Origin of the sequence: Metasolibacillus sp. (assembly GCF_025291715.1) — a bacterium.
Classification (GTDB): Bacteria; Bacillota; Bacilli; order Bacillales_A; family Planococcaceae; genus Metasolibacillus; species Metasolibacillus louembei.
Map to the genome: position 1 here is coordinate 12,619 of NZ_JAMBIZ010000040.1, position 18,620 is coordinate 31,238.

Consider the following 18,620-nt stretch of genomic DNA (forward strand, 5'->3'; position numbering starts at 1 on the left):
AAGACTATGTTTGAGTTGCCTTTTCTTATCTTGATACGTATATAAATAACAATATTCATCAAAATAAATTAAAGCCTCAATATATTTGTTGAATTATGGGTAATTACTAAAATTTAACAATTCGTATGTAGGACGTATAAAACTAGCCAATACGCGTTTTTGTAAACCCATTGCAGATTAATAAATATGGAGCTACTAATTGTAGCTCCACATCTCTCCTAAAAACTTCATTAGACGAAAATGAATCATCGAAAGCTTCTCCACACTTAACTGCTCATCTCCATTTGCAAGCCATTCTTGAATTACCCCTAGCACAGCTGAGGAAACAAAGGCGCGTAAGTACTTAGAAAACTCCGTATCTAGCTTATCAGCTTGTATCATAATTACATTTTGCAAAATTTGCTCACCGAAAATATTTTTCACCGCAATACTAAAGACAGGGCTCCCTTGCTCTCCTAACAGCACACGAAAAAATGTCGCACGCTCTTTTATGTAGTGAATAACCTCGACAAAGGGCGGATACAATTGCCCTGCCTGTATCGTGTGCGTCGCATCCAGCAAGCGAATTTTTTGCACACGCTCTGCTAGATGCTGCAATAGCTCCTGCTGTATATCCTCCATTACTGCAAATTTATCTGTGTAATGCAGGTAAAATGTACCTCGGTTAATTTTAGCTGCTAATGCTAACTCCTTCACTGTCACTCGCTCAAAGCCTACCAGTTCAATTTGCGAAATGAGTGCAAGCTTAATTGCTTGCTTCGTTTCAGAATTCATTTTTTCATGTACTGACATAAGACTCCTCCATTCACTGAACATATGCGTATAATTTGTTGATTGTATTTGTCAAAATGCTAACGTAAAATTCAAAGCATATCAACACACTGTTCAATGAAAGGGAGAAAAGATTATGGAGAACTATGCTATTTCATTAAACGATGTCGCAAAAAGCTTTCATCATAAACAGGTGATTGCACCGCTTTCCTTAACGATCCCAAAAGGTCAGCTCATCGGTTTACTTGGACCTTCAGGCTGCGGAAAAACAACGCTTATTAAAATGGTGATGGGGATGTTAAAGCCTGATAATGGGGAAATTCAAGCTTTAGGTTTGAAAGTACCACATCGCCAATTGCTGATAGATATCGGCTATATGGCACAGGCAGATGCGCTCTATTTAGATTTAACTGGTGAAGAAAATCTACAGTTCTTTGCGAAGCTTTACAAGCTATCTAAGCAGGAGCGAGCAGAACGCGTTGCGTATGCCGCACAGCTTGTCCGTTTAACGGATGATTTACACAATAAAGTAGGAAATTATTCTGGCGGGATGAAGCGCAGATTATCTTTAGCGATTTCCCTGCTACAAAATCCGCCTTTATTGATTTTAGATGAGCCGACTGTTGGCATTGACCCTTTATTAAAAAAGGAAATTTGGTCAGAGCTTGTTCGCCTAAAAAATGATGAGCAAAAAACAATTTTAGTGACGACCCATGCGATGGATGAAGCGGAGAAATGCGACCAATTAATTATGCTGCGGGATGGGCATATTATTGCCAAAGGCACACCTCAAGCATTGAAAGCTCATTACGAGGCTCAGGATTTCGATGAAGTATTTTTAAAGGCTGGAGGCGAGGTACTATGAGAATTGCTGCAATTGTGACACGAATTATACAACAAATGCGACGAGATCGCCGCACATTGGCACTCTTATTTCTTGCGCCATTGCTTGTCTTAACATTAATGTCCTTTATTTTTAACAGCAATGAAGCAAGCATCACTTTAGTTGTTTCTAATGACACAGCACCCTTAATTGACAATCTTGAGGAAACAGATTTTCATATTATTGAGCAAGATAATTTTTCAGTGCAGCAATTAAAGGAGCTGCAATATGATGGCTGGCTCAATATGGAGCAAGGAAATATCCAGCTCACTTTATTAAATGACAATCCATCTACTGCAAAAATGCTGACAGCCAAACTAGCTCAAATCATGCAGCCAACAGCGGCTCACACATTGTCAGCAGATTATGCTTATGGTGATAAAGATACAACAATTTTTGATACATTTAGCCCGATGCTTATTGGCTTTTTCGTCTTCTTTTTCGTTTTTTTAATTACTGGCATTGCGCTATTAAAAGAACGCACATCAGGCACGTTGGAGCGCCTATTAGCAACACCGATTAAACGCTTTGAAATTGTCGCAGGTTATATGATTGGCTATGGCATATTTGCCCTTTTACAAACAATTATCATTGTTTTATTTGGTATTTTTATATTGGATATTGTGCATGTCGGCTCGATTTGGCTTGTTTTATTAATCAATATTGTTGTAGCGCTAGTCGCACTATCATTAGGAGCCCTATTATCCAGCTTTGCAACATCCGAATTTCAAATGATGCAATTTATTCCGTTAGTTATTGTGCCGCAAATATTTTTCTCAGGCATTTTTCCGCTTGATAGCATGGCAAACTGGCTGCAAAATATCGGTCATATTATGCCCCTTTACTACGCGGCAGATGCGCTGAACGGCGTTATGTACAAAGGCTACGCATTGAGTGATATCGCTCTAAACTTAACTGTGCTTGCTAGCTTCGCCATTGTCTTTATTGCACTGACAATTGTTAGCCTGAAGAAATATCGGGTATTGTAGAAGCTATGTTGCTTATACTGCTTTTCTGTCTCGCTATTACATTGCACAATATTGAAGAAGCCATTTGGCTACCGAAATGGTCACAGCAGGCTTCAAAATACCAAAAGCCCGTCACACCAAACGAGTTTCGATTTGCTGTCATTGTCATTACATTTTTCGCTTATTTCTCTGCATTTAGCTTTAGCCATTTTCCACAGTCTAATTTGGCAAAATGGCTGTTCATCGGCTTTTTAGGCTCCATGATTTTCAATGCTATTTTCCCACATTTGATGGCAACTATTTTAATGAAAAGCTATGCACCTGGTCTTCTTACAGGCTTATTGCTCAATATCCCAATCAATTCTCTCATTATTTATCAACTGTTTTCTAAAGACTTGATTGTGTGGAGTGAGCTCATCCTGTCCACATTAATTGTAGGTATTGTTTTATTAGCAATAATTCCTTTACTGTTTAAAATCGGCGAAAGATTATTTTAACAAGAAAACTAAAGTTATTTATGAGAAGGGACAGGAAATCTACCAAATATTAAAGAAGCCAAGCAACTAGCTTGGTTTCTTTATATTCAAAAATATGCAAATCGTTAACACACTAACAAAAAATGAATCAATTACTCGCACTACCCATACACCATAGCTAGTAAATGACATATAGGCAACCATGCCCCAAATTGCGGCATATACGAATGTTAAAACAGCTATCGCACCCCAAAAAGCAAATTTTCGTTTTGATGAAATCGTTGACTTATTTTTACTAACAGATGCTCTGTAACCTACATAAATTAAAATAAGTGTCAGCCCTATAACGGTGCTGCCATGCTGTAAAAGCTTATAGAGTGGAATGGGTAAGCCATATGTTTCATTAAGCATCGGAAGCTGTTCAACCATAAAGCCGGTACGATGTGTAAATGCATCCCATACAACATGTGTTAGCATCCCTAGCAATGCTGAATAACAAAAAACAATAGATTTCCATGCTTTACTCCCTACTGTTTCATAATGAGTCGTATCCTGCAAAAAATTAGGCAAATGCGTTAAAATATTTTGCTGAACAAACTGACGATAAATCCAATACACACATATAACTAACGGAAGATTAAAGTAAAGAAAGCCTGCAAATGTATGCCCAATCTCCCCACCTGGTCGTCCTCTTAAAAAATATTCAAAATCTGGCGCCATGCTTCCTAGAACGAGTGCGGCAAAATGAACATAGCGACTCCTTCGAGAAAAAGGCAATATTGCTGCTGGGTGTGCAAATGTTAAAGGCATAGTTATAACTCCTTACTTAAGTAATACTTCAAAATACCTCAAAAACTGCTCATCGTTTACTATACGATAGCCGCGCGTGCTTTTGAATGGTACAACAATAATATTTGGCGCAACAAGATAAAGGGTATTTGAAGCATTCCAATTAATACGATACACAGTGTCCAATATGTCATAGGAGCTATTTTTTATTTTCTTCAGTTTTAAGTTTTCGATATATGTAGCTATTTCAGCCTGTTGTTCCTTTGTTACTGTAATGCTCTCAAAGCTTATACCTTCTACCTTTTCAACAGTAAACTTTGTCGAAATGCTCTCTACCTTTAATAAGCCTTTTACTGTATCTGTCTTAAAATACACAACCGATATTGCGATAACAAATACTAATAGGGTGATGGAAAGTAATTTTTTCAATACAAAACCTCCCTGTTATTCAATTATCTTTTTTAACTCCATTAAAACATTAGATATATAGGCATTAGTATGAGGTAAAAAATCACCTTTAGCTACTCGTCTATCTACTTCAACTTGTCTCAGCTTCTTATCTACTACGATACCTGTAGCGCAAATATTCTCTATTTTCCCGAACCATAACTGTTCAAATAACGCTAACTCTACCTTCATTATGCCTACGACTTCTTCCATTTGAAATGTGTAATTTAGTGGATTGGGTATGTTATAAAAAAATATATGTGCCAATTCCCTATCAATGATGATGTCTTGAATAATTTCATCCTGTATACACCCAATATAAATTAAATCCTCTAGTGCTAAATCTATGCCTAGCTCTTCATGCACTTCCCTAATACCATCTGCAACATTTTCCTCTGCATTGATATGCCCTGCTGCTGTTATGTCTAACAGATTCGAATAATCCTTCTTTTCAGCACTTCTCAATTGAAAATGAAGAAAATGTTTATCCTCCTCTTTGCTAATAAACCAACAATGGAATGTTTCGTGCCATAGTCCTTTGCTATGCACCTCTTCTCTTGTGGCTATCCCGATATGCTTTCCATGATGATCAAAAACCTTTAATAATTCTGTGTCCATTTTATCACCTCTACAAATTCGTCTTGTTGCGTATAAGACGATGCAACCATGTAGAGAGATACAATTTTGTTAGAGAAAGATGGAAAACCTGCTCAGATGCATATTTGAGCAGGTTTCATACACTTTATTTTTTTGCCTGAAAATCATAGGTATTATCTATCAATATTCCTCTACTCTAGTAGGCAATACGAGAAAAATATTGCACTTATTCGCTAGACATATGCCTACTTTTTCACATATTATGCTTCCTATACTCCTCCAAGCACTTCTCACAAATACAGCTTGTCGGATTTTCTGATAGCATTTCCTTTGGGAAATTTGCTGTCATGCACCAGCAGTCACCTTTTTGACTCGCAACACCACAATGATTGTTGCCGCCGCATAGCGGGCATTGTTTTTCATCTGCCATATGCTTAGTCCTCGTCGTCGATAAACTCGGGCTCGATTTTTTCTAGGCGCTCTTCCTTTAAAATCGTGAACATATTTGCTGCATCTTCCTTGCGAGCATTTTCGTTTAGCTGCTCAACGCGGACTGTCACAATTTTTTGCCCGAAGCGGATTGCTAGCTCGTCACCAACCTTTACTGTGCTGCTTGCCTTCGCTACTTTGTCATTAATTGTAATACGCCCTTGTACTGCAACTTCCTTTGCTAGCGTACGGCGTTTAATTAATCTTGATACTTTTAAAAATTTATCTAATCGCATAATTATTCTCCCTTTTCCTGCTTTTTTGCCTCATTCCAAAAGGCGTCTAATTGTTCTAACGTGAATGCTGTGAAATCTTGTCCACTCGCCTTTACTTGCTGCTCCACATAGCCAAAGCGACGGGCAAATTTTTCATTTGCATGAATCATTGCTTCCTCTGGGGAAATTTTATAGAAGCGTGCAATATTCACTAATGTAAATAAGACATCACCGAATTCATCAAGGCGTGAATTTGCTGAGCCTTCTGTAATCTCTTTGCGGAATTCCTGCCATTCCTCCGCAAATTTGTCCCATGCATCATCAGCATTTGGCCAGTCAAAGCCAACAGATGCCGCCTTCTTTTGGTAATTATAAGATGTTTGCAATGATGAGTCTACACGGTATTCGCCTGCTAAAAGCGGCTCCTCTGACTCACCCTTTTCCTGACGCTTAATTGCCTCCCAATTTGCTACAACTGCATCGGCATCCTCTGCTGATACATCGCCGAAAACATGCGGATGACGACGAATCATTTTTTCGCTAACTGATGCCAGCACTTCCTCTAAATTAAAATAGCCGTTATCTTCACCAATTTGCGCATGTAAAAATACTTGTAACAGGACATCGCCTAGCTCCTCGACTATTGCGAAATCATCTTCCGCATCAACAGCCGCTAAAAACTCATGTGTTTCCTCAATTAAATATTTTTTCAATGATTCATGTGTTTGCTTGCGATCCCAAGGACAGCCATTTGGTCCGCGCAATACCGCAATAATACGGCGCAATGTCGTCCAATCACGCAGTGCATCCTCGTCTGTTGTTACAGGTGGCACGTAGACGGTTGTCAAATTGTTCAGCTCTGCCGCTTGGTCTAACTCGTATAGTGGTACCGTCACTAACTTTTCCTGAGATGAGCCTGCTGCTGTCACGATCGTCACAGGATAATCATCGCGATACTTCTCCATTAATGTGAGCTTGACCTCTGAGGCACTGAACTCATCATATACTTGTGCAATTAAAATATGCTGACGCATGTTCAGTTCATCCATCGTCAAGTTTGTGCCATCTAATAATTGAAAGCCTTCGATTGGATCAATTTGCAGCGCAGTAAAAATTGGGTCGAGGAAGCTTTGTCCCCCCTCAATTTTCAACGCAATTTGTCCATTGCGGGCTGCCTCAATTAAATGCTGTACCGTTTGCTCTGCAACAAGCGGATGTCCTGGTACTGCATATAATATCGGCTCATGCTGTACTGCTTCCATTAAATATGTAGCGATTTCCTCATAAACAGGCTGGAATGTATCATGCTTTTCATAAATAGCATCGAAGCTATGAAATTCGATACCTTCCGCTGTCAAATCCTTGATAACAGGATGATCGAGCGTGCGTACATATAGCTTTTGAGCTTTTGTTAATTTTTTATAAATGCCTAGTGGGAGCTGCTCAAAATCAGCTGCGCCTAAGCCGATTACTGTTAATTCATTCATCATTTTTCCTACTTTCTTTGATTCAGCCACAATTGGTATAGTGCCATCCGACGACCAAATGGAATTAAAAACCATTCCTTTTCCTTTAGTACACGGCTTTTCGCAAGTATCGTCATAAACGTAGCTGCACCTACTGAAATTAAAATCACACTCATCATCGCAGCCTGCATACGCCCATCTACTGTACTGAGCAAGAAGGAGCAAATAAAAGCACTTGCCTCTACTACTACAATCATCGCCATGCTTGCCAGTGCAAGCGTCTTGTAAAAGGCATTCGGTGCTAATCGAACATTGACAATTCGCTTTACATATAGCATAAGGAAAATCGCACTAAGGAACAAGCCAAAATCACTGGCGAATGCTGCACCACTAATGCCAATGAGCGGGAGCAACCATATATTTCCTAGCCATTTCACAATAAAGCCTGCAATCACTATCAATGCAGGTACTTTCAATTTTCCATAGCCTTGCAAAATAGCTGTGAATGTTAAAATAATTGAAAACGGAATAATTTGCACAACCACAACCATTAAAACCGTTGATAGGTCTGTTGTTGTAAATAGCAGCTCATTGACATATGGCATCGTAATAACTAACCCGAGTGCTGCTGCTGTTCCAAATAATAGTGCTGTACGATATGTCAGCTGCACAAATGGAATCGCTCCACGTCCTGCTGTTTTTACTTTTTGCGCAATGAGTGGCACAATGGCTAACGATAGCGATGAAGCAATCACGACACCTAGCTGGACAAGTGGCTGCCCTCGGTCATAAATTCCCTTTTGTGTCATTGCCTGCTCCGTCAGCATTCCTTGCTCTAGCAGCGCTGTATAAACCGTAAAGGAATCCACTAGCTGAAAGCCTAATAACATTAAGCTGCTTAAGCTGACGCTTAAGCTAAATAATGTCACATCTTTAATAATCGGCCATGCATGTATTTTTGTAGCATGCCGCACAGGCTCAAATTGTTTACGTACATAGACGAGCAAAAGTACAATGCCCGCAATCTCCCCAACTACCGCACCCAACACCGCCATATTGCCTGCTGCATAAATCGACTTCGATGTTTGCATCACTAACAATGTGCCCCCCAAAATGACAAAGACACGAATCAATTGCTCAAACACCTGCGCATAAGCAACAGGCTCCATTACACCCTTGGCTTGGAAAGCTCCCTTTAATAAAGCGAGTGTCGGCATACAAAGTGTCACAAAGGCACCTGTCTGCAATAAAGGTGCTAGCCTTTCATCGCCCATCCACTGCGCTAATGTTTGTGCACCGAAAAATAATAAACTAAAAAATAAAAGCGAAAGCACAGTTAAATAGCTAAAAATCACTTTAGAAATTGCCCGTCGCACGCTTACATCCGCTGTATCCGCTAGCATTTTCGAAATCGCTACTGCAAAGCCACCAGATGTCCATACGACAAAAAATGAAATAAAGGGATACACTTGCTGATAAACGTAAAACCCTTCATCCCCAACTAAATTTTGAAAAGGCACGCGATAAACCGCACTCAGCACTTTTACTAAAAGTGCTGCTAGCGTCAATAAAAGCGCACCTCTCATATATTTTTTCATTCCATATTGCGTCATCGTTACAACCCTTCCTCATCTATACGAGTGCCTACAGTATAGCATGAATACAGCAGCTCTCGTAGAAGGACTGTTTTTTAGAGGAGAAGTTGCCATCGTGTTTTGAGCTTCATCATTGTGTGTACTTTGCGGCTCATTTGTTAAATCTGTATCTACTTATTTTGGATGTGCCTTCCAAAATAATCTTCTTCTGTTTCCTTACTTCTTTTAACACTCGCTTACTTGTTGTAGCAGAAAAGCCGCATAACCTTTCTACCTCTGAACGAGTAATATATTCATTATTCGATAATTAATCCAAAATAACTATAAACCCCGTCTAAAACCAATCCTTAAGCAACGTCCAGTTACTAAAATTACTTAATTTAAACTTCATTTCACTAATATAGAGATTTTCTTCTGATTAATAACCACCTATATAAGTAAATATTTTACATAACACTGATAAAATAAATTATACATTATTAATAAAGATAAATTTAACAACAATTGACATAAAAGTATTGTAATGATACAATATATACAACTAGAGGGTAATAAGTAAAAACATAGAATAATATATATTAAATAAAATTTTTAGAAAATACTATAATAGGAGTGGAAAGATGCAATTTCATAAAAAAATAGTAAGTGGATTATTTGGTACAATGCTTGGTGTTGCTATTCTAGGAAATACAGTAAATGCTGAAGATAATTACGAAGAGTTATTTAAGCAAGATCAAGAATTAATAGAATATCTTGATGCAAATACTGAAAAAATGATAGAAGAAGATAAGCATTATGTTGAACAATATTTAAAAGAAAAGCAAATAGACCCAAAAGGGATTGTTACATTTTCGACTACTTCTAATCTAGGATCGATTGGGGATATCTTAGTTGATACAACAGTGAATTCTGGAAGCATTGCATTTACAGGTCATGCCGCAATTGTTGCATATTCAGATCACAGAAAAACAGTAGAATCTTTTGCAAAATCTTTTAGTCCTATAGACAAAGATGGTGTTCAATTTTATAACAATACTTGGAAAAATAAAAGCAAGGCATATCTGTTAGGTGTTAAAAACGCAAAAGCCACTCAATATGGAACAGCAGCAAAGTATGCTGAACAACAAATTGGAAAACCATACAATTGGGTGTTTACTAACAAAAGTACAACAAATTCATTTTATTGCAGTCAATTAGTTTGGAAAAGTTGGTTAGATGCTGGTATTAATGTTGAAACAGGGAGTGTTCCTAACGCTGTAATTTCACCAGCAGATTTAGTAAACTCCTCTAATACCTTCCTGATCTCACGTAACCCATAACTATAGTTGTAAACTAAATGTTCTCTGTCCCTCAGGTAGAGAACATTTTAGTTTTAGTTGACCTTATCCTAAAAAGTTCTATCAATTAAGGAGATAACTCTATGTCAAAAAGGGCAATTCTAATAGTTACATTTTTAATTATTATAACAATTATTCTCTCTTTTTTATTTTTACATAATAATAAAAAAACAATTTTACAAGAAAATTACAAAGTCCCAAAATATAAAATTTTCCTTTCAAATATGCATTCAAAAAAATCTTATATAGGGGATATTGATGATAATGGAATTTGGCTAGATGGGGAAAAAAGTGAGTATATGGACTTAAGTTTAGTGGATATTAAAGATGAATACGCTTTACTATCTGGTCATAGAAAGAATAACAACTTACTATTTACCTCTGATAATTCATTTAAGAGCCTTGTTTACTATGACGAAAATTTTAATGATATGTCTGGATCTACTGCAAGTTATTTAGAAAATAACGGAAAGATTACATCTACCCTTAATTTAGGTGTAGAGGATAATTCTTATTGGGTAGCACTAACCTCTAGAAATAAAGAAGAAATTTTTTATACTACACAAATTCCTATGTATACAGAGGAAATTCATAAAAAAGGAAATACAATAGATCTTTTTGGCTTTAATTTAAATAGCGAAAACCAATTTATTGCATCTATTATTAGATATAACGAGGAAAATCAAAAGATAGAAACAACGAAAAAATTTGAAGAATTTTCAAACTTATATAATGTTCTTTCTCATGATAATTATTATTATGCTTTACCAAGTAAGGCAGGAAAAGAGTTTGGAACAGAAATTGTTGTCTTTGATAAAAAAAAATTAAAAATAGTTGAAATAAAAACATTTAATACTCCTATAGACAAAATATTTATGATAGATAACTATTTCTTCGTATTAAAACTAGATGGAACATTAAGTAAATATGATGAAAAATTTAAAGAAGTAACTAATAAAGATATTTTAAATGGAAATTCAAATGTTTATTTAGATTTTTCTCTTTACTATGAAAATTCGATTTATATCTTACTACATTATAATGAGCATAAAAAAATTAATGGTAAAATACTAAAAGCTACAATTATAGAAATAAACACACATGATTTAACGGTTATTTCAGAAACACCGATATATATGGAAAATTATCTCTCGGATTATACTGAAATAATAAGATTTATCCCTATGGATTTTTTTAAGGGAACCGCTGATTAGAAAATTATTGATTAATATTTTAAGGAGGTGAAATTTATGGAATTTTTATTTGCTCTTTTACTATGTCCATTTCTAGTCATTATATTTTCGATAGTTAGTTTCTCATTATCAAAAAAATGGTTTATAGCCCCTGTATTAACATTTTCTATATTCACAATTTTAACATATACTAGCTTAGGATCCACTTTCTTCTTTTGGGCTGTAGCTTATTCTGTACTATCATTAGTTACAAGTATTATTATGATTTTAAAAAAATCATAGATTATCGGTTCTAAAATAAGGTTTTTGCCTTTGTGTAAATGACTATTTAACCCTTCAAGATAAATTGTCATTTTGTATTTAGATAAACTTGTTCAAAACTTTAATTTGGATGTGTAGGAAAGGGTTATCATATCCAAATTAGTTTATCGGTTCTTGTTTCAGCCATCTTCCCATCAGTCTGATGAAGGTCAATGTAACAATATCTAGCAAAATGTGAACTATAGTCTTTAAACTACGTCATTAAGAAACATTCCAGCGATTCTTCATTCGGAAACTGCTTCTTATGTTTTGTATATTTCTTAATTTATTGAATGATTCAATCACGTAATTGGGGTCATTATGATGCCATTAACCACAATATCTTCCAACATTTTTTAAACAATAACCACAAAACCACCAGATGTCCCGACAACAAAAATGAGATAATCGGCAACCAGCATTTTCACTAAAAGTGAACCTCTCATATATTTTTCATTCCATATTGCGTCATACTAACAGCCCTTCCTCATCTATACGAGTGCCTACACTATAGCATGAATACAGCATCTCTCGTAGAAGGACTATTTTGGGCGGAATAAGTTGCATTTTTGAAATTGTGCATATGTCTGGCACGCCTAATTTATATCTAGTTGTTTTGGATATACCTTCCAAAACAATCTTCTTCTGCTCTCTTAATTATTTTAACATTAGACTACCTTTTCGGTGTATTTAACCATAAAAAACCACCAAATGAGCTCATTCGCTGCATCCAGTGGCTTTGGAATTAATGCTGCATTTGCTTCGCTAAAAATGTTGCGCTTAGCTCCGCTGCTTTTTGTTCGACTTCACCGATAAAGTGTGCCTTGGAAAATAAGTAAACTGCTCCGATAATATCGCCATTGTTAACAATTGGCACGATGCAGTAAGATTTTACTTGCTCAAACTGTCCTGGTACAATTTCCAAAGTTGTTTCCAATTTTTCAAGCGTCGTATTGCGAGATTTCAAGCAGTCCTCTGCAAAAGCAGATAGTCTACGATTGACATACTCCTTTTTCGAGGCACCTGCAATCGCAATGACTTCATCGCGGTCACTAATTAGTGCAGGTGTGCCAAACGTTTCATAAAGCGATTCTACATATTCCTGTGCAAATTCACCTAAATCATTAATTGGTGAGTATTTTTTTAAAATTACTTCGCCTTCTCGGTCTGTATAAATTTCAAGCGGATCTCCCTCGCGAATACGCATCGTGCGTCTAATTTCTTTCGGAATAACAACTCGTCCTAAATCATCAATACGTCGTACAATTCCTGTTGCTTTCATTATTAATTGCCTCACTTTCAACAAATTCAAACTATGCTTTTTCCTAGTATGGTGTAAAATGTTGAAATGTATGCAAGCTCAACCAAAAAATTTTGGCAGTTGGAAAAGAGAGGACTTTTTCAACTGCCATATTTTTTTAACCTCTATAATGTTTTCAATATCACTGCTCCACAGGCTCTTTTATTGCCTCGGCAATAATTTGCATCATGCCTTCTAAGACATCAAATGGCAAATGCTTGTTACAGCGCTTGCTGTCGATTGTTATTGTCAGCTTCATGCCATCCATGCTGAAGCCTGTTGCACGCTCGTATTTCATTGATTCAGAAACAATTTTCCCACCATCTACTTGCGCTGTACCTTGCTCTGATAAATGAATGGAAATCACGCCCTGCTTTTCTTTAATTGACTCAACGCCTGCTGCTAAAGCCCATACCTTCATGCGCGCAATGCGTAGTAAGCGCACCGTTTCTGTTGGTACATCACCGAAGCGATCCTGCATTTCATCAATAATTTCTACATAATCCTCGACATGCTCCATCGCTTTAATACGCTTATACATTTGAATTTTTTGATAGCCATCTGGAATATAAGCATCAGGAATATATGCCTCTGTATGCAAAATAATTTCGACATCTGGCTTCTCTTCCTTTTTCACACCTGTTTGACGCTCAACAATGGCCTCCTCTAACATTTGTGAATATAAGTCAAAGCCGACTGCATCAATGAAGCCGTGCTGCTGTGCACCTAATAAGTTTCCTGCTCCACGAATTGATAAATCGCGCATCGCAATTTTAAAGCCTGAGCCCAGCTCAGTAAATTCTTTAATCGCCTGTAAGCGCTGCTCTGCCACATCTGTCAGCACTTTGTCGCGCTGATACATGAAATAAGCATATGCGACACGATTTGAACGTCCAACACGTCCACGCAATTGATAAAGCTGTGACAGTCCCATACGATCGGCATCATGCACAATTAATGTATTAACATTTGGAATATCGACACCTGTTTCAATAATTGTTGTTGTAACAAGCACATCGTATTCACCCTCTAAAAACTCCAAAATCGTCGCCTCTAGCTCTGATTCTGTCATTCTACCATGTGCAAAGCCGATACGTGCTTCTGGCACTAGCATTTGAATTTCCTCAACACGGCGAGCCATATCCTCTACACGATTATATAAATAAAACGTTTGCCCACCGCGCGCCATTTCTCGCTCAATTGCCTCACGCACAAGCGCTCCGTTATGCTCCATGACATAGGTTTGCACAGGGAAGCGGTTTTGTGGTGGTGTTTCAATAACAGATAAATCACGTACACCAACCATCGACATATGCAATGTACGTGGAATCGGCGTAGCTGTTAATGTCAGTACATCGACATTTGTTTTGAGCTGCTTAATTTTTTCTTTGTGCGTTACACCAAAGCGCTGCTCTTCATCCACAATCAGCAATCCTAAATCGTTATAAACAACGTCCTTTGATAACATGCGATGTGTGCCAATTACCATATCAACTGTTCCATTGCGCAAGCCCTTTATTGTTTCCGTTTGCTGCTTTTTCGTGCGGAAACGGCTTAATAATCCAACATTAATAGCTTGCTCCGCAAAGCGCTGCTGCATCGTTTCAAAATGCTGCTGTGCCAAAATCGTTGTTGGCACTAAAAAGGCAACCTGCTTGCCATCCTGAATCGCTTTAAAAGCCGCACGAATTGCTACCTCCGTTTTACCGTAGCCAACGTCACCACAAACAAGACGGTCCATCGGTCGCTCACGCTCCATATCGCGTTTCACTTCAATAATTGTGCGCAGCTGGTCCTCTGTTTCCTCATAAGGGAATAAATCCTCAAATGCACGTATGTCATCTGAATCAGGAGAGAAAGCAAAGCCCTTCTCTGCCTCACGCTTTGCATAAAGCTTAATTAAATCATCTGCAATATCCTGTACCGCAGAAGCCACCTTCGCCTTTGCCTTTTTCCATTCTGGTCCACCTAGCTTATGTAGCTTCGGCTCCTTGTCCTCTGACCCGACGAATTTTTGCACTAAGTCGATTTGGTCAACAGATACATAGAGCTTATCGTCTGCTCTGTAGCGAATATGCAAATAATCTTTATGCTGACCACCAACAACGAGCGTCTCAATACCGATATATTTCCCTACACCGTGATGCACATGCACAACATAATCGCCAGGCTGAATTTCCGAGTAGCTTTTAATACGCTCTGCATTGGACATCTTCTGTGAGCGTGCTCGTTTTCTTGTCTGCTGCTTAAATAGCTCGTCATCTGTTACAACCGCTATTTTTTGGAGTGGTAGCTCAAAGCCATTCGTTAATGCAACATCAATTAAATAAATGCCTGCTCCTTGCCCTAATCCTAGCTGTGCATGAATTTGATAGTCTTCCAATGTACGCTGAATCGCTGCAAGACGCTCTTTGCCTTCTGCTGCAAATAAAATGGTATATTTATCCTGCTGCCAACGCACAAGCTCTGATTGCAGCAAAGCAATTTGCCCATGAAACTGCTGCATCGGCTTACAAGAAAAGTTCACTGTTTTACTAAACTTAAAGCCTGAAAACGTTCTTGTGAATAGCGCAAAATAATAGTTTGGTAATGTGAGCATCGCATCAATTTCTTTTAATGTGAACGATGGCTTTACATCATGCAGCATTTTGCCCTCTTCAATTAACGATAAAAACCATTCTGTCTCCTCGCGCTCCCACGCATCTGCTACTTCTTGAATGCGCCCAAGCTCATCCCAAAAGACGATACCATCCTGTGCAAAATAATCACCTAAAAATGTTTGCTGCTCAAACAATAATGAGCCATACTTTGCGACAGTATCAGGCAAATTTCCATCCTTCAATAAAGCAATATCTTGTTGAATATATTGGTAAAGTAGCTCTTGAATTTCCTGCTTTTTTACTTTTTTTAAGCTATTTGCTAGCGCTTCCTCCAAACGAATTGCGAGCTGTACGCGCTGCTCTGCATTTAACAGCAATTCTGTTGCTGGTAGAATGCGTACACTGCTCAGCTTATCAATTGAGCGCTGGTCATCTGCTGAAAATGTTCGAATCGAGTCTACCTCTGTATCAAATAACTCGATACGAACTGGTGCCTCTGCATCGAGCGGATAAATATCTAAAATTCCTCCACGCACTGCAAATTCGCCTGGTGTTGTCACCATTTGACTGCGACTATACCCCATTGTTACAAGCTGATTCAGCCATTCCTCAATGACAATTTCCTCGCCGACTGCTGTATGCAGTATATGTGACTGCCATATATTCATTGGTGTCATCATTTTGCGCATACCTGCAACAGGAATAATATAAATGCCACGCTTATGATTAACTAAATAGTCAAGTGTCGTAATTCGCTGTGCTCGAAGCTCTGGGGATGCTACAGACATCCCTGCTGCAATAAACTCCTCGGCTGGGTAATAGTGCACCTCTTCCTCTCCAACAAGTGCCGTTAAATCATCCACTAGTTTTTGTGCTTGCAATAAGTTTGGAGCTAACACATACAACGGTCGCCCTGTTTCTAAATAAACGGCTTGTAACAATGCTGGCCTAGCGCCACCTGTTAAGCCTGTTACTAATTGGCTTGCTTGACGGTCCTTCGTTACTTGCTGTAAAAATGCATTTATATGCTTATCTTGCGAGAATAATTGATGAAAAACTTCCATAGCAAAGCCTCCTTTCGTAGAGCCCTTAATTTTCGCATATAGGTAAATATTTCAATAAAAGTACAAGTAGCTGTCCGAAAAATAGAAATCCATCTACTTTTCGGACAGCTTAAGTTTATTATTTTATTGTAGCCATTTTTTTAATGCGTGATAATCAGGAAACTGCCTTAAGGAGTCTTCACAGTGCTCACATATACAATGCACTGTTGTATCTCCGCGCTCGTCCCTTTCCACATAATCATCCACTTCACCAATTTCAAATTGATGAAGCTTACGAATTGTTTCATCCGCATCAAATGGCAATGTCCCAATCTCTGTTTCACAATGTCTACAACGATAACGAACTGACAAGGCAAGTCCTCCTTCAAATACATATCTGTATTCAAAGTATAGACTTTCTGTTGTTTATTTATGCACCGTTAAAGACATTCATTACATCTAAAAACTTTTTCGTTAACGCCAATTCCACAGCATCGCAAGATTTTTTAATCGCATCGTCCATAATCGGTCGTTCGTCCTGCGAGTATTTTGATAGTACATAATCTGCTACCTTCATGCCTGCTGGTGGGCGATTCACGCCAACACGAATACGATTAAAATCCTGCGTTCCTAAGTGCTGAATTAATGATTTAATCCCATTATGTCCACCAGCACTTCCCTTTTGACGTAAACGCAGCTTACCTGTTTCTAAATCTAAATCATCATAAATGACGATAATATCCTCTACGGCAATATCAAAATAATCCATTATCGGACGCACACATTCCCCCGATAAATTCATATATGTTAACGGCTTTAACAACATTACTTTACCTTCTGGACGGTGCAGCGTCGCATACATGCCATTAAATTTCGTTTGATTTAATGGTGCTCCCCATTTTTCAGCTAATGCATCAATCACATCAAAGCCAATATTATGACGTGTATGCGCATATTGCTTGCCAGGGTTGCCTAAACCAATAATCAATTTCATCTATGTTCACCCTTTTAGTTTTATCTACTTATGCAATTCTAGCCTATTCTACCATAGAAATTGCTCAGTGTCCTTTGTTGGTGATTGTGTCCTGTATGTATCATTCTCTAATTGTTAGAGCTAGATAAAGCATCTAATAATTTAGATAAAAAATGAACTATAAAAAATAAAGTTAATCCTATAATCAATATTAAAAAGTCATTTGCTAATAGCCTTTTGTCATAAAAATGCTGTGAAAAGGAATTTATCAGTAATACGCCTCCCCAAAATACAAAAGTACACCAATAAGCGTTATTCGCATATTTAATCTTATGATCACTTGTTTTGAAAAACATCTTTTCTTACTCCCTCCTCAAAAACTCGTCTCATTGCTAGAATAACACAGTTTTTTACAGATGCTAGATTATTCCTACTATAGACACCGCATCATTTTTATGCGGAATCACGCAATTGTTTTTTCGTTTTCCTAACTTTACAATGACAAATAAGGGAGGTTTTATAGATGGAATATAAAAAAGTGATGATTACATTAACAATCATCTGTATGTTCGGTATAACGGGAACTTTATATACAGCAATTTTAGATGGAAGATTTAATTGGTCACCCTTTGTTTTAGCATTATCGTCAGGCTTCTTTTTATGGTATGTCAACGACACTCGTAAAAAAGTAAACGAAAGAAAGAAAAGTCATGAGTAATAATGGAAGAGCTAATTTATTTTTTATTTTATGTGCAATTATATTTTTAAATAATTTTGTGGCAATTTTATTAAAAACAGAGGTTAATAAAACATCCTTTACCTTGTCTATGATGTTAGGAGTTTTGTTATTAATTAATGGGATTGTCTATAAACGAAGAGCGAAAAATGAATAAAAATTACTGCTTGGTGTTTCAGTCGCTATGCTCTATCTTTTTTGTATTTTTATCATTCATCTACATACTGCCACCTACAGGAGAAAAGTGACATGATATTCATCATCAGGATATTCTTTTTAATCGCAACAATACCATGCTTTTACCTTGCCAGCGTTGCACTAACACCCGCTAAACACTATTTTTTTGTTTTAGCTATTTGGTTCATTGATGATAGTCTAAATTATGGACACAGTAAATTGGGAGTTTATAAAGTATAATAGTCTCAATAATTTACTAGGAGTG

Annotated in this window: 20 protein-coding genes; 8 read left to right on the forward strand and 12 right to left on the reverse strand. The window is 37.5% G+C overall.

Annotated elements, in window-relative coordinates; genetic code table 11:
* Window positions 1-195: 195 nt before the first annotated feature.
* Entirely contained in the window at window positions 196-792 is a 597-nt protein-coding gene (locus tag M3Z76_RS17770; RefSeq protein WP_293929499.1) for a TetR/AcrR family transcriptional regulator, read from the reverse strand.
* 115 nt (window positions 793-907) lie between these two features.
* Between M3Z76_RS17770 and M3Z76_RS17775 the strand changes: the two genes are divergently transcribed.
* From M3Z76_RS17775 to M3Z76_RS17785, 3 genes are read left to right on the forward strand one after another with little or no spacing between them, the layout of a single operon-like run.
* Window positions 908-1,636 carry an ABC transporter ATP-binding protein gene (locus M3Z76_RS17775; protein WP_293929500.1) on the forward strand — a complete coding sequence of 243 codons (729 nt, stop codon included), beginning with the start codon at window positions 908-910 and terminating at the stop codon, window positions 1,634-1,636.
* The gene (locus tag M3Z76_RS17780; RefSeq protein WP_293929501.1) at window positions 1,633-2,643 is read left to right on the forward strand and encodes an ABC transporter permease; all 1,011 of its coding nucleotides are present in this window, start codon (window positions 1,633-1,635) and stop codon (window positions 2,641-2,643) included. Before M3Z76_RS17775 ends, M3Z76_RS17780 begins: the two co-directional genes overlap by 4 nt.
* A gap of 5 nt (window positions 2,644-2,648) precedes the next feature.
* A complete protein-coding gene (locus M3Z76_RS17785; RefSeq protein ID WP_293929502.1) occupies window positions 2,649-3,119 on the forward strand; it encodes an HXXEE domain-containing protein in 471 nt (156 codons plus the stop codon).
* 66 nt (window positions 3,120-3,185) lie between these two features.
* Here the strand turns inward: M3Z76_RS17785 and M3Z76_RS17790 are convergent, their stop codons facing one another.
* From M3Z76_RS17790 to M3Z76_RS17820, 7 genes are all read right to left on the reverse strand, one after another.
* Window positions 3,186-3,908, reverse strand: a complete 723-nt coding sequence (locus M3Z76_RS17790) for a DUF4184 family protein (protein ID WP_293929503.1) — start codon at window positions 3,906-3,908, stop codon at window positions 3,186-3,188.
* Between the two features lie 12 nt (window positions 3,909-3,920).
* Complete coding sequence (locus M3Z76_RS17795; RefSeq protein WP_293929504.1) at window positions 3,921-4,316, reverse strand: hypothetical protein; 396 nt, start codon at window positions 4,314-4,316, stop codon at window positions 3,921-3,923.
* 15 nt (window positions 4,317-4,331) lie between these two features.
* The gene (locus M3Z76_RS17800; protein ID WP_293929505.1) at window positions 4,332-4,952 is read right to left on the reverse strand and encodes an NUDIX hydrolase; all 621 of its coding nucleotides are present in this window, start codon (window positions 4,950-4,952) and stop codon (window positions 4,332-4,334) included.
* Between the two features lie 232 nt (window positions 4,953-5,184).
* Entirely contained in the window at window positions 5,185-5,361 is a 177-nt protein-coding gene (locus tag M3Z76_RS17805) for a cysteine-rich CWC family protein (RefSeq protein WP_293929506.1), read from the reverse strand.
* A gap of 4 nt (window positions 5,362-5,365) precedes the next feature.
* On the reverse strand, window positions 5,366-5,656 hold the full coding sequence (locus tag M3Z76_RS17810) for an RNA-binding S4 domain-containing protein (RefSeq protein ID WP_293929507.1): 291 nt from the start codon (window positions 5,654-5,656) through the stop codon (window positions 5,366-5,368).
* A gap of 2 nt (window positions 5,657-5,658) precedes the next feature.
* On the reverse strand, window positions 5,659-7,122 hold the full coding sequence (yabN, locus tag M3Z76_RS17815; protein ID WP_293929516.1) for a bifunctional methyltransferase/pyrophosphohydrolase YabN: 1,464 nt from the start codon (window positions 7,120-7,122) through the stop codon (window positions 5,659-5,661).
* Window positions 7,123-7,130: 8 nt separating this feature from the next.
* Entirely contained in the window at window positions 7,131-8,714 is a 1,584-nt protein-coding gene (locus M3Z76_RS17820; RefSeq protein WP_293929508.1) for a putative polysaccharide biosynthesis protein, read from the reverse strand.
* 602 nt (window positions 8,715-9,316) lie between these two features.
* Here M3Z76_RS17820 and M3Z76_RS17825 point away from each other — a divergent pair.
* The 3 genes from M3Z76_RS17825 to M3Z76_RS19800 all read left to right on the forward strand — a co-directional run bounded on the left by M3Z76_RS17825 (window position 9,317) and on the right by M3Z76_RS19800 (window position 11,508).
* Complete coding sequence (locus M3Z76_RS17825; protein WP_293929509.1) at window positions 9,317-10,015, forward strand: YiiX/YebB-like N1pC/P60 family cysteine hydrolase; 699 nt, start codon at window positions 9,317-9,319, stop codon at window positions 10,013-10,015.
* Window positions 10,016-10,116: 101 nt separating this feature from the next.
* Complete coding sequence (locus tag M3Z76_RS17830) at window positions 10,117-11,247, forward strand: hypothetical protein (RefSeq protein ID WP_293929510.1); 1,131 nt, start codon at window positions 10,117-10,119, stop codon at window positions 11,245-11,247.
* 36 nt (window positions 11,248-11,283) lie between these two features.
* Complete coding sequence (locus M3Z76_RS19800) at window positions 11,284-11,508, forward strand: DUF2651 family protein (protein WP_363319910.1); 225 nt, start codon at window positions 11,284-11,286, stop codon at window positions 11,506-11,508.
* 763 nt (window positions 11,509-12,271) lie between these two features.
* Here M3Z76_RS19800 and spoVT read toward each other — a convergent pair.
* From spoVT to pth, 4 genes are all read right to left on the reverse strand, one after another.
* Window positions 12,272-12,808 (reverse strand): stage V sporulation protein T, encoded by a 537-nt coding sequence (gene spoVT / locus M3Z76_RS17835; protein WP_293929511.1) that lies wholly within the window; start codon window positions 12,806-12,808, stop codon window positions 12,272-12,274.
* 160 nt (window positions 12,809-12,968) lie between these two features.
* A complete protein-coding gene (mfd, locus tag M3Z76_RS17840) occupies window positions 12,969-16,490 on the reverse strand; it encodes a transcription-repair coupling factor (RefSeq protein WP_293929512.1) in 3,522 nt (1,173 codons plus the stop codon).
* 123 nt (window positions 16,491-16,613) lie between these two features.
* Window positions 16,614-16,841, reverse strand: a complete 228-nt coding sequence (locus tag M3Z76_RS17845) for an anti-sigma-F factor Fin (protein WP_107840081.1) — start codon at window positions 16,839-16,841, stop codon at window positions 16,614-16,616.
* A gap of 58 nt (window positions 16,842-16,899) precedes the next feature.
* Window positions 16,900-17,463: an aminoacyl-tRNA hydrolase gene (gene pth / locus M3Z76_RS17850; protein ID WP_293929513.1), complete on the reverse strand. Its 564-nt coding sequence runs from the start codon at window positions 17,461-17,463 to the stop codon at window positions 16,900-16,902.
* Between the two features lie 502 nt (window positions 17,464-17,965).
* Here pth and M3Z76_RS17855 point away from each other — a divergent pair.
* Together M3Z76_RS17855 and M3Z76_RS17860 are read left to right on the forward strand one after the other, a co-directional pair.
* On the forward strand, window positions 17,966-18,160 hold the full coding sequence (locus tag M3Z76_RS17855) for a hypothetical protein (protein WP_293929514.1): 195 nt from the start codon (window positions 17,966-17,968) through the stop codon (window positions 18,158-18,160).
* Window positions 18,153-18,335 (forward strand): hypothetical protein, encoded by a 183-nt coding sequence (locus M3Z76_RS17860; RefSeq protein ID WP_293929515.1) that lies wholly within the window; start codon window positions 18,153-18,155, stop codon window positions 18,333-18,335. The genes M3Z76_RS17855 and M3Z76_RS17860 overlap by 8 nt, the downstream gene beginning before the upstream one ends.
* Window positions 18,336-18,620 lie beyond the last annotated feature (285 nt).

What these genes read in the sequence shown, in the direction of transcription:
- yabN (WP_293929516.1), bottom strand. Translation starts at nt 7,122, where the DNA reads ATGAATGAATTAACAGTAATCGGCTTAGGCGCAGCTGATTTTGAGCAG.
- M3Z76_RS17805 (WP_293929506.1), bottom strand. Translation starts at nt 5,361, where the DNA reads ATGGCAGATGAAAAACAATGCCCGCTATGCGGCGGCAACAATCATTGT.
- M3Z76_RS17785 (WP_293929502.1), top strand. Translation starts at nt 2,649, where the DNA reads ATGTTGCTTATACTGCTTTTCTGTCTCGCTATTACATTGCACAATATT.
- M3Z76_RS17810 (WP_293929507.1), bottom strand. Translation starts at nt 5,656, where the DNA reads ATGCGATTAGATAAATTTTTAAAAGTATCAAGATTAATTAAACGCCGT.
- M3Z76_RS17830 (WP_293929510.1), top strand. Translation starts at nt 10,117, where the DNA reads ATGTCAAAAAGGGCAATTCTAATAGTTACATTTTTAATTATTATAACA.
- mfd (WP_293929512.1), bottom strand. Translation starts at nt 16,490, where the DNA reads ATGGAAGTTTTTCATCAATTATTCTCGCAAGATAAGCATATAAATGCA.
- M3Z76_RS17780 (WP_293929501.1), top strand. Translation starts at nt 1,633, where the DNA reads ATGAGAATTGCTGCAATTGTGACACGAATTATACAACAAATGCGACGA.
- M3Z76_RS17800 (WP_293929505.1), bottom strand. Translation starts at nt 4,952, where the DNA reads ATGGACACAGAATTATTAAAGGTTTTTGATCATCATGGAAAGCATATC.
- M3Z76_RS17825 (WP_293929509.1), top strand. Translation starts at nt 9,317, where the DNA reads ATGCAATTTCATAAAAAAATAGTAAGTGGATTATTTGGTACAATGCTT.
- M3Z76_RS17855 (WP_293929514.1), top strand. Translation starts at nt 17,966, where the DNA reads ATGGAATATAAAAAAGTGATGATTACATTAACAATCATCTGTATGTTC.
- M3Z76_RS17770 (WP_293929499.1), bottom strand. Translation starts at nt 792, where the DNA reads ATGTCAGTACATGAAAAAATGAATTCTGAAACGAAGCAAGCAATTAAG.
- pth (WP_293929513.1), bottom strand. Translation starts at nt 17,463, where the DNA reads ATGAAATTGATTATTGGTTTAGGCAACCCTGGCAAGCAATATGCGCAT.
- M3Z76_RS19800 (WP_363319910.1), top strand. Translation starts at nt 11,284, where the DNA reads ATGGAATTTTTATTTGCTCTTTTACTATGTCCATTTCTAGTCATTATA.
- M3Z76_RS17775 (WP_293929500.1), top strand. Translation starts at nt 908, where the DNA reads ATGGAGAACTATGCTATTTCATTAAACGATGTCGCAAAAAGCTTTCAT.
- M3Z76_RS17790 (WP_293929503.1), bottom strand. Translation starts at nt 3,908, where the DNA reads ATGCCTTTAACATTTGCACACCCAGCAGCAATATTGCCTTTTTCTCGA.
- M3Z76_RS17860 (WP_293929515.1), top strand. Translation starts at nt 18,153, where the DNA reads ATGAGTAATAATGGAAGAGCTAATTTATTTTTTATTTTATGTGCAATT.
- M3Z76_RS17820 (WP_293929508.1), bottom strand. Translation starts at nt 8,714, where the DNA reads ATGACGCAATATGGAATGAAAAAATATATGAGAGGTGCGCTTTTATTG.
- spoVT (WP_293929511.1), bottom strand. Translation starts at nt 12,808, where the DNA reads ATGAAAGCAACAGGAATTGTACGACGTATTGATGATTTAGGACGAGTT.